The sequence below is a fragment of the Burkholderia pyrrocinia genome (assembly GCF_022809715.1).
Classification (GTDB): domain Bacteria; phylum Pseudomonadota; class Gammaproteobacteria; order Burkholderiales; family Burkholderiaceae; genus Burkholderia; species Burkholderia pyrrocinia_C.
This window is the reverse complement of sequence record NZ_CP094459.1, coordinates 36,448-55,713: the sequence shown is the minus strand read 5'-3', so window position 1 is coordinate 55,713 and position 19,266 is coordinate 36,448. Positions and strand designations below refer to the sequence as shown.

Genomic DNA, 19,266 nt, shown 5'->3' with positions numbered 1-19,266 from the left:
AGCCCATGAAATGCATCCATCCCGCATCCGGTCCGCGCACCGGTCGGCCGACGCTCGCGCTTCGGCGGTCGTACGCGACGGCGTTGCTCGCGTGGTCGGCACTGCCGCTCGGCGCAGCGGCAAGCGAGCTTGCGCCCGCCGATTCGCAACCCCGGATCGGCGGGCCGGGCCACGGTGATGCACTGCCGTCCCGGGCGCTGCAGTTCGACCCGGACTTCGTGCTGACGTCGCCGGACGGCGGAATCGACCTGTCCCGTTTCGAGAAGGGCAACCCGGTCTGGCCCGGCGAATACCGGGCCGACGTGTACCTGAACGGGGCGCTGCTCGGCCGCGACGACGTCACCGTGCGCGAATCGGGCGCAAACGGCCCGCAAGTGTGCTTCAGCCGCCGCATGCTCGACAGGATCAATGCGGATACGAGCCGGATCGCGCCCGAAGCGCTCGCGTCGCTCGCCGATCCCGCCGCGTGCGAATCGTTCGATGCGCTGCTGCCGGGTGCGTCGGCGTCGTTCGACGCCGGCTCGGCGCGCCTCGACATCCATGTCCCGCAAGCGCTGTTGCGCCGCACGGCCCGCGGCTACGTCGATCCGTCGATGTGGGACGGCGGCGTGACCGCGGGATTCGTCGGCTACAGCGCGAATCTCTACGGAAACGTCGCGAACGGCCGGAGCGACAGCGCGGCATACGTCGGACTGAACGCCGGCATCAATGCGGGCGGATGGTACTTCCGTCACGACGGCGCGCTGAACTGGCAGAATCGCGGCGGCCAGCACTACAGCATCACCAACACCTACGTTCAACGCGACCTGACGGCGCTCAAGGCGCGCGTCAGGCTCGGCGACGCGAACACGTCCGGCGAGCTGTTCGATACGTTTCCGTTTCGCGGCGTGCAGATCGCCAACGACGATCGCATGTGGCCCGATTCCCGTCGCGGTTATGCGCCGGTCGTTCGCGGCATCGCGAATTCGAATGCGCGCGTGACCGTGCGCCAGAGCGGCGCGGTCATCTACGAAACGACCGTGCCGCCCGGCCAGTTCGTGATCGACGACCTCTATCCGACCGGTTACGGCGGCGATCTCGACGTGACCGTCACCGAATCGGATGGCAGCGAGCGCGTATTCAAGGTGCCGTACGCATCGGTCGTGCAGTCGCTGCGGCCCGGCATGAACCGGTTCGGTTTCGTCGCGGGCGTGGTGCGCAAGAGGAACCTGTCGTATACGCCGCGCATCGTGCAGGCAACCTACGCGCGTGGCGTGTCCAACCTGCTGACGCTGTATGGCGGCGTGCTCGCGAACGAGGACTACCAGAACCTGCTCGTCGGCGGTGCGTTCAACACGCCGATCGGCGCGATGGCGCTCGACGTGTCCGGTGCATTCACGTCGTCGAACGGCCGGCGGGCACGCGGCGCGAGCGTGCGCATCACGTACAGCAAGACGCTGGAAGCGACGAACAGCAACCTGTCGGTGGCCGCGTATCGCTTCTCGTCGTCCGGCTATCTCGATCTCGACAACGCGCTCGCCTACGTCGACAACGCCAGGCGCAACGCGACAGGCCTCGCTGCGCAGCCGCTCTGGCGCGCGCGCAACCGGGTATCGGTCACCGCGTCGCAGCGGTTCGGCGACAACGGCGGCCAGTTGTTCGTGAGCGCGTACACGCAGAACTACTGGGAGCGCCGCGGCACCGATACGCAATTCCAGATCGGCTACAGCAACCGTTTCCGCGTCGTCGACTACAGCATCTCGGTCAACCGCGCACGCGCGATCGGCGGCGACGTCGATACGCAGTACATGCTGACCGTGTCGCTGCCGCTCGGTCGCTCGGCGCAAGCGCCGCGCGCGAGTGCGAACGTCGCGCACGACAGCGTGCGCGGCGTCACGTCGATGATGACCGCGAGCGGTTTCGTCGGCACGCGGAACCAGGGCAGCTATTCGGTTTCCGCGTCGCGCGACGCGGGTGCGACGTATTCGGGCAGCGTGTCCGGCCAGTACCGCACGCCGTACACGACGGTTCAGGGCGCGTTCGCCAAGGGCGATCGCTACGGGTCGGGCTCGGTCGGATTGAGCGGCTCGATCGTCGCGCATCCGGGTGGCGTAACGGCGTCACCCTATGCAGCCGACACGGTTGCCGTCGTCGCGGCGCCGGCGGCGGGTGGCGCCAGGGTGGTCGGATACGGCGGCGTCGCACTCGACGGGCGCGGCTACGCGGTCGTGCCATACCTGAATCCGTACCGGCTCAACCAGATCGAGATCGACCCGCGCGGCCTGCCCGCCGACGTCGAGCTGCAGACGACGAGCCTGCAGGTGGCGCCGCGTCAGGGCGCCGTCGTGATGCTGCGCTACCCGACCGTGAAGGGGCGTGCGCTGCTGATTCATGCATCGACGCCGACCGGCCGGGAATTGCCGTTCGGCGCGCCGGTATTCGACGCGCGCGGCAACAACGTCGGCGTGGTGTCGCAGGGCGGCCAGATCTATGCGCGCATCGCGGAACCGGATGAAAAGCTGACGGTGAAATGGGGGCACGCCGACGCGTGGCAATGCTCGATCCGCGTGGCGTTGCCGCCGCTCGACGCCGGCGCGCGGCAAGTCGCCATCCAGCGCGTCGACGCCCCGTGCGAATTCGACGCGCGGCCGCCCGGTCCCGGCGATGCGCCGCGGCACGCGGCCCCGCCTGCATGACGGCGCCCGGCACGCGCGCACGACAACCTCGGATGAAATCGCACATGAACGACAGGAACACGCCCATCCATCGCATCAGGCTGGCTTGCACGGCGGCCCTGCTGGCCTGCGCGGCGGGCGCGGGCACCGCGCAGGCGGCCGCGAATTGCCAGAACGTGAGCACGGCGGAACTCGGTACGCTGCCCGATCCGTTCAGGATCGCGGCCGATGCACCGATCGGCACGGTGCTCTGGAGCAAGACCGGGATCGAGATCAGCGCGTCCTGCATGAAGACCGTTGCATCGGCGAACTTCGAGGCGACGCTCTATCGATGGATGGCCGACTCCGACCTGACGGCGAACGGCCTCGGCTTGTACGTGACCTATAACGGCAATCGCGGCACCGGGGACGCATCGTTTCCGATGGGGAAGATCATCAGTTCGTCGCTTCGGCCGACGACCGTTTCCGCGACGATCGACGTCGAGCTGGTGAAGATCGGCGCGACGCCGTCCACACCGACGCCGTTTCCGATCCTGTCGGTGCTGACGGCGCTGATCGGCGGCCCGGACAAGGACTATTCGAAAGCGGCCCGCTACGTCACCTACGGCTTCAAGAACATCTCGTTCCAGGCAACGACCTGCGCGCCGTCGACCACGCAGGTGGCCGTGGATCTCGGCACCCACAAGCTCAGCAAATCGTCGGGACTGGGTTCCGGCATCGGCACGACGTCGACGTCGAAAGTCTTCACGATCGGCCTGAAGTGCGATGCCCAGGTCGCCGGCAGTTTCGCGGTCCACCTGACGCTCGACGGCAACGCGTACGACGCATCCGAAGGCATCCTGTCGCTGTCGTCGTCGAGTACGGCGCAAGGCGTCGGCATCCAGCTGCTCGGGAGCGACGGCAATCCGGTGACGCTCGGCAAGCCGTGGAAGGTGACGGATGCGCCGCCCTCGAGCACCCTGTCGGTGCCGCTGGCGGCGCGCTATTACCAGACGGGATCCGGTGCCCGCCCAGGCACCGCCAATGGCACGGCGACCTTTACGATCAGCTACAAATAGCGCGCGAGCGGTCAGATCAATCCGTTTTCGTACGCGTAACGGATCAGGTGGACGTTGGAATCGGCCTGCAGCTTCTGCATCGCCATATGTTTCTGCGTCGACACGGTGCTGACCGATCGGCCGAGCTGCTTCGCGATACTCGCGAGCGAGTGCCCCGAGACAAACAGGCGAACGACGTCCAGCTCCTTGGTCGACAGCTTCGGCTGCGCGTCGCGCACGCATGCGCCGGCCTGCGCGACGATCGCCCGTATCATCGGCGAGAAATAGGACGCGCGCCCCGCACCGAGGAGCCGGCACGCACGGACGACCTCGCCGATGTCGTCTTCCTTGCTGACGATCGCCGCCACGCCCAGCCGGATCGCGCCCGTGAGCACGCTCGGATTCTTCTGCGCGGTAAACATCACGCATTTCGCGTCGGGCGCGACCTCGCGCAGCCTGCGCAGCAGCACGAAGCCGTCAATCGGGTTGTCCCCCCGGCTCATCGAATAATCGACGATGACGAGATCGGTCGGCGACCTTCTCAGTGCATCGATCAACTCCGCGCCGCTTTGGCAGCAATGCGTGATGCGAAAAGCCGGCGCCCATTGCGGCAGTTGCTTCAGCAACGCCACGACGACCGGGTGGTCGTCCGCAACGGCAATCGAGAGCGTACTCATGTATTCATTCACTGGAAATGTTAATTGGATACAAGTAAATTCGCCCGATAACGCGAGTGGCGGTTTTCAAAACAAACCGATCGGGAATGGATTATGGGCTTGGGTTATCTGTCGCATAACGATATATCGATGAAATAAGCCGCCTCCATTATTGAGCTTGCCATTGATAAATTGAAAAAATCGGGCAATCGCGAAATCCTTTTCCGGTTCCGCGTCGCCACGGCCGCTTGTCGCGGCACCCCGGGGCCCGTCGCCCCGAGCGGGTTTCCATGGAAAACCCCTAAAGGTTCGGACCACCCGCGAAAGGTTGCAGAAGGTTTCACGTCCCTATACTCGTTTCAACGATGCAACAAGCATCGCGCCACACGGAAAACAAACGGAGACAACCCGATGCGACCCATCCTGCGCACCCTCGCCGTTGCAGCCGGCCTCACCTGCGCGCTCGCCGCGCACCCCGCCTTCGCCGCCGACGACGCCGGCAAGGTCACGATCATGGTCGGCGGGATCGCGAAGCTGATCTACCTGCCCGCGCGGCTCACGCAGGAGCTCGGCTACTTCAAGGCCGAAGGGCTCGACGTCGAGCTGCTGTCGCAGCCGGCCGGCGTCGACGCCGAGAACGAGCTGCTCGCGGGCGCCGTGCAGGGCGTCGTCGGCTTCTACGACCACACGATCGACCTGCAGAGCAAGGGCAAGGACGTGAAGGCGATCGCGGTGTTCGGCCAGGTGCCGGGCGAAGTCGAGATGGTGTCGACCAAGGCCGCGCCGACGTTCAAGTCGATGGCCGACGCGAAGGGCAAGACGCTCGGCGTGACGGGCCTCGGCTCGTCGACGAGCTTCCTCACGCAATACCTCGCGCTCGCGCACGGTGTGCCGTCGACGCAGTACACGATGCTGCCGGTCGGCGCCGATGCGAGCTTCATCGCCGCGATCAAGCAGGGCCGCATCGACGCCGGGATGACGACCGAGCCGACGGTGTCCGCGCTCGAGAAGATGGGCGACGCGAAGGTGCTGGTCGACATGCGCACGCTGGAAGGCACGCGCGCCGCGCTCGGCGGCACCTACCCGGCCGCGAGCCTGTACGTGCAGTCGGCATGGGCCGATTCGCACAAGGCGGAAGCCACCAAGCTCGCGCACGCGTTCGCGAAGACGATGCAGTTCATCCACACGCACAGCGCCGAGGAAATCGCCGCGAAGATGCCGGCCGACTACCAGAAGGACAAGGCGCTGTACGTGAGCGCGCTGAAGGCGTCGCTGCCGATGTTCACCGCCGACGCGAAGATGCCGGCTGACGGCCCGGCGACGGTGCTGAAGGTGCTGTCGGCGTTCAACCCGTCGGTGAAGGGCAAGCACATCGACCTGGCGCGCACCTACACGAACGATTTCGTGAACGCGAAGTAGTCGATCTCGGTCAGGCGCCGGCGGCGGCGATCCCGCCGCCGTGCGTTCCCCGTTCCGGCCCGGTTGACCGGCCCGGCGTTGCGGCACGATGCGACGCCCTCTTCACCCGCAGGACGAATGCGATGACCCAGGCAGTCTCCCCGAGCACACCGGCGATCGAGTTTCGCAACGTGTCGTGCCGCTTCATTTCGCCGGAAGGCAAGGCCACCGTCGCGCTGCGCGACTTCAGCATGAGCGTCGCGCGCGGCGAGTTCATCGCGATCGTCGGGCCGACCGGCTGCGGCAAGTCGACGACGCTCAACCTGATCACCGGGCTGCTCAAGCCCGTGTCGGGCGAAGTGCGCGTGATGGGCCGCCCGGTCGACGGGATCGACCCGCGCATCGGCTTCGTGTTCCAGGCCGACGCCGTGTTCCCGTGGCGCAACGTGATCGACAACGTCGCGGCGGGCCCGCTGTTCCGCGGCCGCTCGAAGGACGTCGCGTATGCGCAGGCCGAGGAATGGATCCGCAAGGTCGGCCTCGACAAGTTCACGAAGCACTACCCGCACCAGCTCTCCGGCGGGATGAGGAAGCGCGTCGCGCTCGCGCAGACCTTCATCAACCAGCCGGAAATCCTGCTGATGGACGAGCCGTTCTCCGCGCTCGACATGCAGACGCGCACGCTGATGCAGGACGAGCTGCTGCAGCTCTGGTCGGCGAACAAGGGCTCGGTCGTGTTCGTCACGCACGACCTCGAGGAGGCGATCGCGCTCGCCGACCGCGTGTTCGTGCTGACCGCGCGCCCCGCGACGCTCAAGCACGTGTACGAGATCGACCTGCCGCGCCCGCGCGTCACGTCGGAGATTCGCTACGACACGCGCTTCATCGAAATTTCCAAGGACATCTGGCACGACCTGCGCGAAGAAGTGCAGATCGGCTGACGCATACGCCGCACGGCAAGAACAGCAAGGACAGGAGCATGACCGACATGACGCTTCCCCCCACCGCCCTACCGGCGACGACGCTCGAGGACGACGAGCGCGCCGCGCAACGCCGGCTGCGCCGCCGGCGCAACCTGATCGTCACGCTGCGGATCGCCGTGCTCGTGATCGTGCTGGGCGGGTGGGAACTCGCCGCACGGCTCAAATGGATCGATCCGTTCTTCTTCTCGATGCCGTCGCTGATCTTCGCGCAGCTCCAGGACTGGTTCGCGAACGGTACGTCGCAGGGCCCGCTGCTCACGCAGGTGTGGGTCACGCTCGAGGAAACCGGCATCGGCTTCGTGATCGGCTCGGTTGCCGGCGTGATCTGCGGGATCGTGCTCGGCCGCAACAAGCTGATGGCCGACGTGTTCGGCCTGTATATCCAGATCGCGAACTCGATTCCGCGCGTGGTGCTCGGCTCGATCTTCGTGATCGCGCTCGGCCTCGGGATGGCGTCGAAGATCGCGCTGGCCGTCGTGATGGTGTTCTTCGTCGTGTTCGGCAACGCGTTCCAGGGCGTGCGCGAAGCCGACCGCTACCTGATCGCGAACGCGCAGATCCTCGGCGCGTCGCGCCGGCAGATCACCACGGCGGTCGTGATCCCGTCCGCGCTGAGCTGGATTCTCGCGAGCCTGCACGTGAGCTTCGGCTTCGCGCTGGTCGGCGCGGTCGTCGGCGAATTCCTGGGTTCCAAGCAAGGCATCGGCCTGCTAATCTCCACCGCCCAGGGCGCGTTCAACGCGAGCGGCGTGTTCGCGGCGATGATCGTGCTGGCCGTGGTCGCGCTGGCCGCCGACTACCTGCTGACCTGGCTCGAGAAGCGGCTCTTGAAGTGGCGCCCCGCCGCGTTCTGAACGCAGCGTCCGGACGCCTGACATGACACTCCCGACCGCGCCGGCGACCCCGGCGCGGTTCGGCATTTCGGAGAAGGAGCGCAACAGGATGGCGCACAGCCTGCGCGGACGGCTGCTGTGGTGGCTGCTGCTGCCGCTCGCGGTGTTCGTGCTGATCGCGGGCGCGATGTCGTACGACACCGCGCGGACCACGGCCGGGCTCGTGCAGGACAGCGCGCTCGTCGCTTCCGCGCGCACGATCGGCGAGGACGTCGAATGGCGCAACGGGCGGCCGGTTGCCGACGTGCCGCCGGCCGCGCTGGAGATCTTCGAATCGCCGTCGCAGGATTCGGTGTTCTACAAGGTGATCGACGGCCACGACCGCCTGCTGGCCGGCACGCCGGCGCTCGAGGTGCCCGCGCGGCACGGCATCGAGCCGACGCTGTACGACACGTCGCTCGACGGCGTGCCGCTGCGCGCGGCGGCCTACGATCGCCAGCTTTACGACGAGGGGCAGATCGAGACGGTCACGGTCGTCGTCGCGAAGACGACGCGCTCGCGCAACGCGATGGTCGCCACGATCTGGCGGCCGCAGCTCGTGCGCCTGTCGCTGATGCTGATGCTCGCGGTGGTGCTCGTCTACCTCGGCCTCACCTTCGAGCTGCGCCCGTTGATGAAGCTGAAGGACGATGTCGCCGACCGCGGGCCGATGGAGCTGGAGCCGATCCGCCCCGAGCGGCTGCAGCACGAGCTGCGGCCGATCGTCGACGCGATCAACCAGTGCATCGCGCGGCTCAATACGCATACGGCCACGCAGCGCCGCTTCATCGCGGATGCCGCGCACCAGCTGCGCACGCCGATCGCGGTGCTCGACACGCAGATCCAGTACGCGCAGCGGCGCGGCCACGACGATGCGGAACTCGCGTCGGTGCTCGACAGCATGCAGCGCAGCAGCCGCAAGATGGCCGACGTGACCGACAAGCTGCTGCTGCTCGCGCATGCGGAAGCGACGCCGTCGACGCTCTTGACCCATCGCGTCGATCTCGCGGCCGTGGTGTCGAGCGTGCTGGAGGAAACGATCGTGCTCGCGCAGCGGCGCGACATCGACCTCGGCGCCGATCTCGGCGAGCGGCTCGACGTCGCGGGCAGCGACAGCCTTCTGACCGCGCTGGTGATGAACCTCGTCGACAACGCGGTGCGCTACACGCAGCCGGGCGGCTGCGTGACGGTCGCCGCGCGGCGCGACGGCGACGCGATCGTGCTCGACGTGATCGACAACGGCCCCGGCATTCCAGCCGAGGCGCGGCCGCACGTGTTCAAGCGCTTCTACCGCGTGTCGGCCGACACCGAGGGCTCGGGCCTCGGGCTCGCGATCGTCCGCGAGATCGCGCAGGCGCACGGCGGCAGCGTGTCGCTTGCGCCGGGGCCCGGCAATCGCGGTATTGTCGTAACCGTACGGCTGCCCGCCTACGATTGAAGAGATGTCGTCATGAAACTCCTGCTGGTCGAAGACAACGCCGAACTCGCGCACTGGATCGTGAACCTGCTGCGCGGCGAGGATTTCGCGGTCGACAGCGTCGGCGACGGCGAACGCGCGGACACGGTGCTGAAGACCGAACGCTACGACGCGGTGCTGCTCGACATGCGGCTGCCCGGCATCAGCGGCAAGGAAGTGCTCGCGCGGCTGCGGCGGCGCAACGACAACGTGCCGGTGCTGATGCTGACCGCGCACGGCTCGGTCGACGACAAGGTCGACTGCTTCGGCGCGGGCGCCGACGATTACGTCGTGAAGCCATTCGAGTCGCGCGAGCTGGTTGCGCGGATTCGCGCGCTGATCCGCCGGCAGGCCGGCGTCGGCACGACGCAGCTCGTGTGCGGCGATCTCGTCTATGCGTTCGGCACGCGCGAATTCCGCTGCGGCGAAACCGTGCTCGCGCTGCGCCGCCGCGAGCACGCGATCCTCGAAACGCTGATGCTGCAGCAGAACAAGACGGTGTCGAAGGCGCGGCTGATGGACAGCGTGTTCGCGCTCGACGACGAGCCGAGCGCCGACGCGATCGACATCTACATCCACCGGCTGCGCAAGCATCTCGCGGGCAGCGCGGCCGAGATCATCACGCTGCGCGGACTCGGTTACATCCTGCGTGCGAAAAGCGCGCACGACTGACGGGCGTTCCTCCTCGCTCCCGAACATCGATTCGTAGCACGAAACGTCACCGGAAACCCGGCGGGCGCACGCCTGCACCATCCGCGATGGTTGCGCGTTCGGTGTTTTCACCGATCCGATTCTTGCGTCGGGGAAAGCGTCGTGAAGGATTGCACCCTCTACGATGCTACGCGTCGGCCCTCTCGCTGTGGCCGGCAAGAGTCGGCATACATTGCGTACTGCCAACGACCAGATTCCAATGCGGCAGCTCGGAGGAGACGATCTTGAAACGAAAAACCCTTGCCCTTTCCATCGCGGCGGCAGGCCTGTGCGCCGGCACCCAGGCGCATGCGCAGTCGAGCGTGCAGCTCTACGGCCTGATGGACCTGAGCTTTCCGACCTACCGGACCCACGCCGATGCGAACGGCAAGCACGTGATCGGCATGGGCAACGAAGGCGAGCCGTGGTTCAGCGGCAGCCGCTGGGGCCTGCGAGGCGCCGAAGACATCGGCGGCGGCACGAAGATCATCTTCCGCCTCGAAAGCGAATTCGTGGTCGCGAACGGCCAGATGGAAGACGAAGGCCAGATCTTCGACCGCGACGCGTGGGTCGGTGTCGAGGACGAACGTTTCGGCAAGCTGACGGCCGGCTTCCAGAACACCATCGCGCGCGACTCGGCGGCGATCTACGGCGACCCGTACGGCTCCGCGAAGCTGTCGACCGAGGAAGGCGGCTGGACCAACTCGAACAACTTCAAGCAGATGATCTTCTACGCGGCCGGCCCGACCGGCACGCGCTACAACAACGGCATCGCGTGGAAGAAGCTGTTCGGCAACGGCATCTTCGCGAGCGCCGGCTACCAGTTCAGCAACTCGACGCAGTTCGCGACCGGCTCCGCGTACCAGGTCGCGCTCGGCTACAACGGCGGCCCGTTCAACGTTTCGGGCTTCTACAACCACGTGAACCACGGCGGCTTCAGGAACCAGACGTTCTCGGTCGGCGGCAACTACACGTTCGACATCGTGCGCCTGAATGCCGGCTACTTCCGCTACAACGGCGACCAGGGCTCGCTCGGCCAGCGCCACGACGATTCGTGGACGGTGTCGATGAAGATCGCGCCGAAGGGCGCGCTCGACTACGAGCTCGGCTACCAGCAGATGCGCGTCAAGAACGCCGCGAACAACGCGGACGGCTTCACGCCGAACGCGAACCTCGGCGCGTTCAGCCTGACCAACGGCGTCGCCAACGGCTTCAAGGAGACGATCTACGGGTCGGTGTTCTACCACCTGAGCAAGCGCACCGAGGTGTACCTGGCCGGCGACTACATGAAGCTGCATGGCGGCTACACGGCGGCGTCGACGTTCGGCGCGAAGAACCAGCTCGAACTGACTTCGGGCATCCGTACGCGTTTCTGATCTCGGGGCCGGCCATCCGGTGCGGGGCCCATCGGGCCCCGCCGTACCTTCCGTCCGGGATTCTCCATGCGGGCACGCCGGCGCTTTGCGCCGACCGTGCCCTTTTTTCGTCCTTTCCGGACTGCCGCCGGACGCCCGCGCAGCGGCCGACGGCCGGTCCGGGCGACAACGGGCCCGAAACCGCTGGCGGCCCGTCCGGCGGGCGATCGCGGCCGATGCACGTACGTTCGGCCCACATCGGCGCTTGACCTGCGCCGACCGACTCGCTAGCGTTTCGGGTTTGCCCGGGCGGCCATTGCCGCCGGTGCCGTGAGCGCGCCCGACGTCCTGGCGCGCACGGCCGGGCTCCGATGGAAAAGACGATGCAGAAACTCGATGCGGCCAGCCCGCAGGCGATGTCGACGGATTTCACCGCTGACAACGTCGCGCGCCTGAAGGCGCTGTTCCCCGAACTCGTGACCGAAGGCCCCGACGGCGCGTCGGTCGACGTCGACGTGCTGAAGGCGCTGATCGGCGAACGCACGGTCGGCGACGCCGACGAGCGCTATGGCTTCCACTGGCACGGCAAGCGCAGCGCGCGCCAGGCCGCGCTGACGCCGTCGACGGGCACGCTGCGCCCCTGCCCCGACGACAGCGTCGCGTGGGACGACACGCGCCATCTCGTGATCGAGGGCGACAACCTCGACGTGATGAAGCTGCTGCACAAGAGCTACGCGGGCAAGGTGAAGCTCGTCTACATCGACCCGCCGTACAACACGGGCAGCGATTTCGTCTATCCGGACGACTTCAGCGACAGCATCCGCCACTACCTGGCGATGACCGGGCAGACCCAGGGCGGCGCGAAGCGCAGCACCAACACCGAGGCGAACGGCCGGTTCCACACCGACTGGCTGAACATGATGTATCCGCGCCTGAAGCTCGCGCACGCGCTGCTGTCCGACGAAGGGCTGATCGCCGTGCACATCGACGAGCACGAAGTGCATGCGCTGGTGCTGATGCTGCGCGAGATCTTCGGCGAGGAGAACGAGCTCGGCGTCGCCGTGTGGGACAAACGCAACCCGAAGGGCGACGCGCGCGGTGTCGCGTACCAGCACGAATCGCTGGTGCTGTTCGCGCGCAATGCCGAGACGCTGCTCGAACAGGCGCCGCTCAAGCGCCCGAAGCGCAATGCGCAGCGCATGCTCGACGCCGCGCATGACGCGGTGTACCGCAGCGGCAACCCGAAGGACGCGCAGAAGGCATACCGCGCGTGGATGAAGGCGCAGACCAACCTGTCCGGCGGCGAAGTGATGTACGACCGGCTGTCGGAAGACGGCCGCGTATACCGCCTCGTGTCGATGGCGTGGCCGAACAAGAAGAAGGCGCCGGAAGAATATTTCACGCCGCTGATCCACCCGGTCACCGGCAAGCCGTGCGCGATGCCGGCGCGCGGCTGGCGCAACCCGCCCGCGACGATGCAGGCGCTGATCGAGCGCGGCCAGATCGAATTCGGCGCGGACGAAAGCACGCAGCCGCAGCGGATCTACTATCTCGACGAGAACATGTACGAGAACGTGCCGTCGGTGCTGCCGTTCGCCGGCTCCGACGACGCGCTGCTGAAGACGCTCGGGATCCCGTTCGACCAGCCGAAGCCGGTCGATTTCGCGGCGGCCGTGATCGGCTGGTGCACGCGCGGCGACGACATCGTGCTCGACTGCTTCGCGGGCTCCGGCTCGACCGGCCACGCGGTGATGCAGGTGAACGCGACCGACGGCGGCGCGCGCCGCTACGTGATGGTGCAACTGCCCGAGGCGCTCGATCGCCGCGACAAGACGCAGCAGAGCGCCGCCGATTTCTGCGCGAAGCTGAAGAAGCCCGCGACGCTCGCCGAAATCACCAAGGAGCGCCTGCGCCGCGCCGCGCAGCAGGTCGCGCGCGACTATCCGGAAAGCTATGGCGACCTCGGCTTCCGCGTATACCGGCTCGACACGACCAACGTGATCGAATGGGATCCGCGCCGCGACGATTTCGACCATGCGCTGTTCGCGTCCGTCGAGCACGTGAAGACCGGCCGCACCGAGGACGACCTGCTCGCCGAGCTGACGCTGAAGCTCGGCCTCGACCTGTGCACGCCGGTCGAGCATCACCAGATCGCCGGCAAGACCGTGCACCTGATCGGCCGCTCGATCGTCGCGTGCTTCGACGCGCGCGTCTCGCGCGACGACGCTGGCCCGCTTGCCGACGGCATCGTCGAATTGCTCGACGCGACCGGCGCGTCGCATGACGTGACGTGCCTGTTCCGCGACAGCGGCTTCGTCGACGACGTCGCGAAGCTCAATCTCGCCGCGCTGCTCGAACAGCACGGCGTGAAGCGCGTGCGGAGCCTGTGATGCGGCTGCATTTCGAAGCGGATCTCGACTACCAGCGCGACGCGATCGACGCCGTCTGCGACCTGTTTCGCGGCCAGGAATCGTATCGCGGCGACTTCAGCGTGCTCGCGAACGCCGCGCCCGGCACCACGGCCGCAGCTCAAGGCTCGCTCGGCTTCGCGGTATCGGAACAGGGCGTCGGCAACCGGCTGTCGCTGACCGACGACGCGCTCGCGCGCAATCTCGCCGACGTGCAGTTGCGCGGCGGGCTGCCGCCGTCCGGCCTGCCCGGCTCGCGCGACTTCACCGTCGAGATGGAGACCGGCACCGGCAAGACCTACGTGTACCTGCGCACGATCTTCGAGCTGAACCGCCGCTACGGCTTCACGAAGTTCGTGATCGTCGTGCCGTCGATCGCGATCAAGGAAGGCGTGCACAAGACGCTCTCGATTACCGAGGATCACTTCCGCGCGCTGTACGCGGGCGTGCCGTACGACTACTTCCTGTACGACTCCGCGAAGCTCGGCCAGGTGCGCCACTTCGCGGCGAGCGCGGCGATCCAGATCATGGTGATGACGGTGGCCGCGATCAACAAGAAGGAAATCAACAACCTCTACAAGGACAGCGAGAAGACCGGCGGCGAGAAGCCGATCGACCTGATCCGCGCGACGCGGCCGATCGTGATCGTCGACGAGCCGCAGAGCGTCGACGGCGGGCTAGAAGGGCGCGGCCGCGAAGCGCTGGCCGCGATGGCGCCGCTCTGCACGCTGCGCTATTCGGCGACGCACGTCGACCGTCACCACATGGTGTACCGGCTCGACGCGGTCGACGCGTACGAGCGCAAGCTCGTCAAGCAGATCGAGATCGCGTCGGCGATCGTCGAGGATGCGCACAACAAGCCATACGTGCGGCTCGTCGGCGTGTCGAACCGGCGCGGCGCGATCAGCGCGCGCGTCGAGCTCGACGTCGCGACGGCGGCCGGCGTGAAGCGCCAGATCGTGTCGGCCACCGACGGCGACGATCTCGAACGCCTGACCAAGCGCGCGCTGTACGCGGGGCTGCGGATCGGCGAAGTGCATGCGCTGAAGGGTGCCGAATACGTCGAGCTGCGTCATCCGGAAGGCGAGGCGTTCCTGTCGCTTGGCGAGGCATTTGGCGACATCGACACGCTCGCCGTGCAACGCGAGATGATCCGCCGCACGATTCGCGAGCATCTCGACAAGGAGCTGCGCCTCGCGGAGCGCGGCGTGAAGGTGCTGTCGCTGTTCTTCGTCGATTCGGTCGAGCGCTATCGCCGCTACGACGAAAACGGGATGCCCGTGAAGGGCGATTACGCGCTGATCTTCGAAGAGGAATATGCGCGCGCGGCGCGCGTGCCGGCCTACCGGGCGCTGTTCGACGGCGTCGACGTCGCGCTCGAAGTCGGGCGCGCGCACAACGGCTACTTCTCGATCGACCGCAAGGGCGGCTGGACCGATACGAGCGAGAGCAGCGCCGCGGCCCGCGAGAACGCGGAGCGCGCGTACGGCCTCATCATGCGCGAGAAGGAAGCACTGCTGTCGTTCGACACGCCGCTGAAGTTCATCTTCTCGCACTCGGCGCTGAAGGAAGGCTGGGACAACCCGAACGTGTTCCAGATCTGCACGCTGCGCGACATCCAGACCGAACGCGAGCGCCGCCAGACGCTCGGCCGCGGGCTGCGCCTCGCCGTCGACCAGGACGGCGAACGCGTGCGCGACGCGGGCGTGAACACGCTCACCGTGATCGCGACCGAACGCTACGAGTCGTTCGCGGAAAACCTGCAGAAGGAAATCGAGGCCGATACGGGCATCCGTTTCGGGATCGTCGAGGAGCACCAGTTCGCGGCGCTGCCCGTGCAGGAAGGCGACGGGCCCGCGCATGCGCTCGGCATCGAGCTGTCGCGCGTGCTGTGGACCCATCTGCACGAGCAGGGCTACGTCGACGCGCAGGGCAAGGTGCTCGACCGGCTGAAGGATGCGCTGCGCCAGAGCGCGCTCGTGCTGCCGGGTGCGTTCGAGATGCTGCGCGCGCCGATCGTCGCGACGCTGCGCAAGCTGTCGGGCCGCTTCGCTGTGCGCAACGCGGACGAGCGCCGCGCGATCGCGCTGCGGCGCGATGCATCGGGCAAGGCCGTCGTGTTCGGCGAGGATTTCCGCGCGCTGTGGGACCGCATCCGTCATCGCACCGTGTACCGCGTCGAGTTCGACAACGCGAAGCTCGTGCGCGACTGCGCAGCCGCGTTGCACGACGCGCCGGACATCGCGCGTGCGCGGCTGCAGTGGCGCAAGGCCGAGATCGATATCGGCAAGGCCGGCATCGAGGCGATCGAGGTGGCCGGCGCCGGCACGGTGCTGATCGACGAAGGCGAGCTGCCGCTGCCCGACCTGCTCACCGAACTGCAGGACCGCACGCAACTGACGCGCCGTTCGCTCGCGACGATCCTGGCCGACAGCGGCCGGCTCGACGATTTCCGCGTGAATCCGCAGCAGTTCATCGCGGTCGCGGCCGATGCGATCAACCGCTGCAAGCGGCTCGCGCTCGTCGCGGGCATCGCGTACCGCAAGCTCGGCGAGCGCCACGTGCATGCGCTAGAGTCGTTCGAGAGCGAGGCGCTGACCGGCTATCTGCGCAACCTGCGGCCCGATGCGCGGAAGTCGATCCACGAAGCGGTCGTGTGCGAGACGGACGCGGAGCGCGCGTTCGCCGATGCGCTCGAAGCGCACGACGGTGTGAAGCTGTACGCGAAGCTGCCCGCGTGGTTCCGCGTGGCGACGCCGCTCGGCAGCTATCACCCGGACTGGGCCGTGCTCGCGGAACAGGACGGCGGCGAGCGGCTGTACTTCGTCGTCGATACGCCGAATGCGGACGGCAACGTGCCGAGCGAGCACGAGCGCGCGAAGCTCGCGTGCGGCGAAGCGCATTTCCGTGCGCTGGTGGACGGCGACGGCGCGGCGCGCTTCGTGCGCGTCAGGCAGGCGGACGCGTTGTTCGAACCTGCGGCGCCGCTGGCGGGCGCCGGGCGCTGAAACGAAGGGCGGCGAAGGGTGGCGATGAGCCGCCCCAGACGGCTGACGAACCCCACGTTTTTCGGAGCGTGGGGTTTTGTTTTTCCGGGAACGGGCTCGGAGGTTGCGCAGAGCGAGCAGATCGATCTGCCGCGCAAACGGCTCATGAGGCGCAGCTTTTTTTCATGGATCGGGCTGTGCGCCGGCACCCGTGCGATGTCCGCTACCGGCGTCGATTTCCCGTTTGTTATCCGCGTGAAAGCGATTCGTATTCTCGCGCGTTTGCGGCGCGGTTACGGCTGGTTGCAAATCGGGTCGGCACGATGTTTTTGCGCGACAGCGGCATTGCGTTGCCGCAATGAAAAAGGGCGCCGAAGCGCCCTTCCATCGCATTTGCGTGCCGTGCTTACAGCGTGCGGCCGAATGCGTTGCGATGCGAATGATGCGTGGACGTCGACGCATGCGCGGTATGGCCATGCGTATGACCGTGGCCCGGCTGCGTGCCGGCGCGATCGGCGATCGTATCGGAGCGGTCGGCCGCGCGCGCCAGGCCCTTGTCGCGGTCGCCCGCGTGCACGCTGTTCGAGTTGCTCAGCGCCGAGCCGCTCATGTGGCCAGCGGACATGCCGCCCGCGTTGCCGCCGGAGCCGCCTGCGCCATGACCGCCGCCGTTGCCACCGCCATTGCCGCCGGCGGCCGCATACGCGGAAACCGTGCCGAGCGCGAGCAGCGCGGCGGTCAGCACGGACAGGTATCGTTGATGTTTCATCTTGTGCTCCCTGGAGCGCGTTTGTGTGATTGCATTCTAGGAACGCGCACGATTCGCGCCACACCACGTTGTAAATGATCGTAACGATGCGCGCGGCATGCATTCATCAGATCAATCCGGATGGCGCCGCCATCCTGTCATGCGTAAACGGGGAAACGAAGCAGGCGGGCGCGGCGCCGCAGCGCCGCCCCGGTAACGATTGCGCTTACTGTGCCGGCTGCATGCCCTGCACGGCGGCCTTGTGCTGCGCGGCTTGCTCTTGCGCGTGCTTCTTCGCCATGTGGTGGCCGACGATACAGCCGCCGACCGCACCGGCGACGGCGTGGTGCCCGGCGTAGTGGCCGGCAACACCGCCGACCACCGCGCCCTTCATGCAGCCCGCCGCGTGCGCGCTGCCGATCGTTGCGAGCGCAACGATGGCGGCGGTCGCGCACAGCCTGATGTGTCGAATGGGCATCATGTGTTCACACTCCTCTTGTATTGATTATTCGAACCGCTTAATCCCAGCGGCCGCCGCGCCAGCCGCCGCGATCGCGCCACTCGTGCTCGCGCCATTCACGGCGACGCCACTCGTGTTCGCGCCATTCGCGCTCACGCCAGCCATCGCCGCGCCAGCCATCGCGCCAACCGTCGCCGCGATAGCCGACCGGTGCATACATGACCGGCGGGGGCGGAGCCACGTAGACGGGCGCCGGCGCCGCGTAGACGCCCGGCACGCCGATGCCGACCGACAGGTCGACGTGGGCCGATGCGACGCCCGAAGCTGCCAGCGCCGCTACACCGAGAACTGCACCGAGAATAAGTTTCTTGCTCATCAGTTGCTCCGAGAAACCCCACCGTTTATGGCGGAGAAGAAAGGAGTGCCGTTGACAGACGGCATTCCAACGTTAAAGTGACCAGCATGATTACTGTCTACCGATACCGCGTGAAGTCGCTTAACGGACTGCTTAACAAACAGAGCCGTGCGGTGAACTACGTCTGGAATTTCTGCAACGACACGCAGAAACACGCGCTCAGGTGGAACAAGAAGTGGCCAACGGGATTCGATTTGAATGTATTGACCACAGGCAGCAGCAAGGAACTCGGCATCCACTCCGGCACGATCAACGCAACGTGTGAGCAGTACGCGAAGTCGCGCAGCCAGCATCGACGGCCTTACCTGCGCTATCGCGGCAGGAAATCCCTTGGCTGGGTGCCGCTCATGGGTCGCGACCTGAAGCGTGAGGGCGACGCGTTTCGCTTTGCCGGCAATACCTTCCGTGTGTTCAACAGCCGGCCGCTCCCGGAAGGGAAGATCAAAGACGGCACTAACTTTGCGCGGGATACGCGCGGCAACTGGTTCCTCAACATCGTGATTGAGATGCCTGATGTTCAGGTTCGCCCGATCCTTTCCGGTGTCGGTATCGACCTCGGCCTGAAAGACTTCGCCACACTTTCGACGGGCGAGAAGGTGCCCAACGACCGGTTCAGCCAGCGCGCGGCCGAGAAGCTCGCGAAAACCCAACGGGCGCGAAAACACAAGCGCCAAATCGCGAAGCTGCATGCGAAGGTGGCAAATACCCGCGCCGATTTCCAGCACAAGCTCGCGCTCGCCTTGGTGCGACGCTTCGATTACATCGCAGTCGGCAACGTGTCGGCCGCGAAACTCGCCAGAACCAGGATGGCGAAGAGCGTTCACGACGTATCCTGGTCGTCCTTCCGAAACAAGCTTCGTTACAAAGCGATAGCGCACGGGGTCACGTTCGAGGAAGTGGACGAAAGCGGTTCTACCCAGTCCTGTTCGTCGTGCGGGTCGAAAGACAGCACGACGCGGCCGAAAGGTATCGCGGGGCTGCGAATAAGAGAGTGGACCTGCAGTGTATGTGGTGTCTTGCATGATCGAGATACCAACGCTGCGTTGAACATTCTCCGATGCGGACGTGCATCGCCAAGTGTGGGAATCCTCCACCTTTAAGCGGGGGAAGACGTCAAGTGAATACGGTTCGGAGTCTAGGCAACGCG

15 protein-coding genes are annotated in these 19,266 nt (G+C 66.6%); 11 read left to right on the top strand and 4 right to left on the bottom strand.

Annotated features, from left to right (window positions below; all coding sequences use genetic code 11):
* Positions 1-5 precede the first annotated feature (5 nt).
* Complete coding sequence (locus MRS60_RS00215) at positions 6-2,675, top strand: fimbria/pilus outer membrane usher protein (RefSeq protein WP_243565047.1); 2,670 nt, start codon at positions 6-8, stop codon at positions 2,673-2,675.
* 44 nt (positions 2,676-2,719) lie between these two features.
* Positions 2,720-3,712 (top strand): fimbrial protein, encoded by a 993-nt coding sequence (locus tag MRS60_RS00210; protein ID WP_051983804.1) that lies wholly within the window; start codon positions 2,720-2,722, stop codon positions 3,710-3,712.
* 11 nt (positions 3,713-3,723) lie between these two features.
* Here the strand turns inward: MRS60_RS00210 and MRS60_RS00205 are convergent, their stop codons facing one another.
* Positions 3,724-4,368, bottom strand: a complete 645-nt coding sequence (locus MRS60_RS00205) for a response regulator transcription factor (RefSeq protein WP_105390342.1) — start codon at positions 4,366-4,368, stop codon at positions 3,724-3,726.
* Positions 4,369-4,758: 390 nt separating this feature from the next.
* Between MRS60_RS00205 and MRS60_RS00200 the strand changes: the two genes are divergently transcribed.
* The 8 genes from MRS60_RS00200 to MRS60_RS00165 all read left to right on the top strand — a co-directional run bounded on the left by MRS60_RS00200 (position 4,759) and on the right by MRS60_RS00165 (position 16,517).
* Positions 4,759-5,766: an ABC transporter substrate-binding protein gene (locus tag MRS60_RS00200; protein WP_243565046.1), complete on the top strand. Its 1,008-nt coding sequence runs from the start codon at positions 4,759-4,761 to the stop codon at positions 5,764-5,766.
* A gap of 122 nt (positions 5,767-5,888) precedes the next feature.
* On the top strand, positions 5,889-6,686 hold the full coding sequence (locus MRS60_RS00195; protein WP_034183780.1) for an ABC transporter ATP-binding protein: 798 nt from the start codon (positions 5,889-5,891) through the stop codon (positions 6,684-6,686).
* A gap of 38 nt (positions 6,687-6,724) precedes the next feature.
* Positions 6,725-7,582, top strand: coding sequence for an ABC transporter permease (locus MRS60_RS00190; protein WP_105390340.1), 858 nt, complete (start codon positions 6,725-6,727; stop codon positions 7,580-7,582).
* A gap of 88 nt (positions 7,583-7,670) precedes the next feature.
* On the top strand, positions 7,671-9,038 hold the full coding sequence (locus tag MRS60_RS00185; protein ID WP_243565585.1) for a sensor histidine kinase: 1,368 nt from the start codon (positions 7,671-7,673) through the stop codon (positions 9,036-9,038).
* Positions 9,039-9,050: 12 nt separating this feature from the next.
* On the top strand, positions 9,051-9,728 hold the full coding sequence (locus MRS60_RS00180; RefSeq protein ID WP_105390338.1) for a response regulator: 678 nt from the start codon (positions 9,051-9,053) through the stop codon (positions 9,726-9,728).
* 263 nt (positions 9,729-9,991) lie between these two features.
* The gene (locus tag MRS60_RS00175; RefSeq protein ID WP_105390337.1) at positions 9,992-11,122 is read left to right on the top strand and encodes a porin; all 1,131 of its coding nucleotides are present in this window, start codon (positions 9,992-9,994) and stop codon (positions 11,120-11,122) included.
* A 350-nt stretch (positions 11,123-11,472) separates the two neighbouring features.
* Entirely contained in the window at positions 11,473-13,491 is a 2,019-nt protein-coding gene (locus MRS60_RS00170) for a site-specific DNA-methyltransferase (protein ID WP_243565045.1), read from the top strand.
* On the top strand, positions 13,491-16,517 hold the full coding sequence (locus tag MRS60_RS00165; protein WP_034183776.1) for a type III restriction-modification system endonuclease: 3,027 nt from the start codon (positions 13,491-13,493) through the stop codon (positions 16,515-16,517). The genes MRS60_RS00170 and MRS60_RS00165 overlap by 1 nt, the downstream gene beginning before the upstream one ends.
* Before the next feature lie 385 nt (positions 16,518-16,902).
* Here MRS60_RS00165 and MRS60_RS00160 read toward each other — a convergent pair whose 3' ends face one another.
* From MRS60_RS00160 to MRS60_RS00150, 3 genes are all read right to left on the bottom strand, one after another.
* On the bottom strand, positions 16,903-17,265 hold the full coding sequence (locus tag MRS60_RS00160) for a hypothetical protein (RefSeq protein WP_034183775.1): 363 nt from the start codon (positions 17,263-17,265) through the stop codon (positions 16,903-16,905).
* Between the two features lie 205 nt (positions 17,266-17,470).
* Positions 17,471-17,725: a glycine zipper 2TM domain protein gene (locus MRS60_RS00155; RefSeq protein WP_034183774.1), complete on the bottom strand. Its 255-nt coding sequence runs from the start codon at positions 17,723-17,725 to the stop codon at positions 17,471-17,473.
* A 37-nt stretch (positions 17,726-17,762) separates the two neighbouring features.
* Positions 17,763-18,080: a hypothetical protein gene (locus MRS60_RS00150; RefSeq protein WP_034183773.1), complete on the bottom strand. Its 318-nt coding sequence runs from the start codon at positions 18,078-18,080 to the stop codon at positions 17,763-17,765.
* A gap of 86 nt (positions 18,081-18,166) precedes the next feature.
* On the opposite strand from MRS60_RS00150, the gene MRS60_RS00145 reads away from it, so the two are divergent.
* The gene (locus MRS60_RS00145; RefSeq protein ID WP_243565044.1) at positions 18,167-19,219 is read left to right on the top strand and encodes an RNA-guided endonuclease InsQ/TnpB family protein; all 1,053 of its coding nucleotides are present in this window, start codon (positions 18,167-18,169) and stop codon (positions 19,217-19,219) included.
* The last annotated feature ends 47 nt before the right edge of the window (positions 19,220-19,266 follow it).

Coding starts and splice junctions, on each gene's coding strand:
- MRS60_RS00205 (WP_105390342.1), bottom strand. CDS start 4,368: ATGAGTACGCTCTCGATTGCCGTTGCGGACGACCACCCGGTCGTCGTG.
- MRS60_RS00200 (WP_243565046.1), top strand. CDS start 4,759: ATGCGACCCATCCTGCGCACCCTCGCCGTTGCAGCCGGCCTCACCTGC.
- MRS60_RS00210 (WP_051983804.1), top strand. CDS start 2,720: ATGAACGACAGGAACACGCCCATCCATCGCATCAGGCTGGCTTGCACG.
- MRS60_RS00190 (WP_105390340.1), top strand. CDS start 6,725: ATGACCGACATGACGCTTCCCCCCACCGCCCTACCGGCGACGACGCTC.
- MRS60_RS00170 (WP_243565045.1), top strand. CDS start 11,473: ATGGAAAAGACGATGCAGAAACTCGATGCGGCCAGCCCGCAGGCGATG.
- MRS60_RS00145 (WP_243565044.1), top strand. CDS start 18,167: ATGATTACTGTCTACCGATACCGCGTGAAGTCGCTTAACGGACTGCTT.
- MRS60_RS00195 (WP_034183780.1), top strand. CDS start 5,889: ATGACCCAGGCAGTCTCCCCGAGCACACCGGCGATCGAGTTTCGCAAC.
- MRS60_RS00215 (WP_243565047.1), top strand. CDS start 6: ATGAAATGCATCCATCCCGCATCCGGTCCGCGCACCGGTCGGCCGACG.
- MRS60_RS00180 (WP_105390338.1), top strand. CDS start 9,051: ATGAAACTCCTGCTGGTCGAAGACAACGCCGAACTCGCGCACTGGATC.
- MRS60_RS00150 (WP_034183773.1), bottom strand. CDS start 18,080: ATGAGCAAGAAACTTATTCTCGGTGCAGTTCTCGGTGTAGCGGCGCTG.
- MRS60_RS00160 (WP_034183775.1), bottom strand. CDS start 17,265: ATGAAACATCAACGATACCTGTCCGTGCTGACCGCCGCGCTGCTCGCG.
- MRS60_RS00165 (WP_034183776.1), top strand. CDS start 13,491: ATGCGGCTGCATTTCGAAGCGGATCTCGACTACCAGCGCGACGCGATC.
- MRS60_RS00155 (WP_034183774.1), bottom strand. CDS start 17,725: ATGATGCCCATTCGACACATCAGGCTGTGCGCGACCGCCGCCATCGTT.
- MRS60_RS00185 (WP_243565585.1), top strand. CDS start 7,671: ATGGCGCACAGCCTGCGCGGACGGCTGCTGTGGTGGCTGCTGCTGCCG.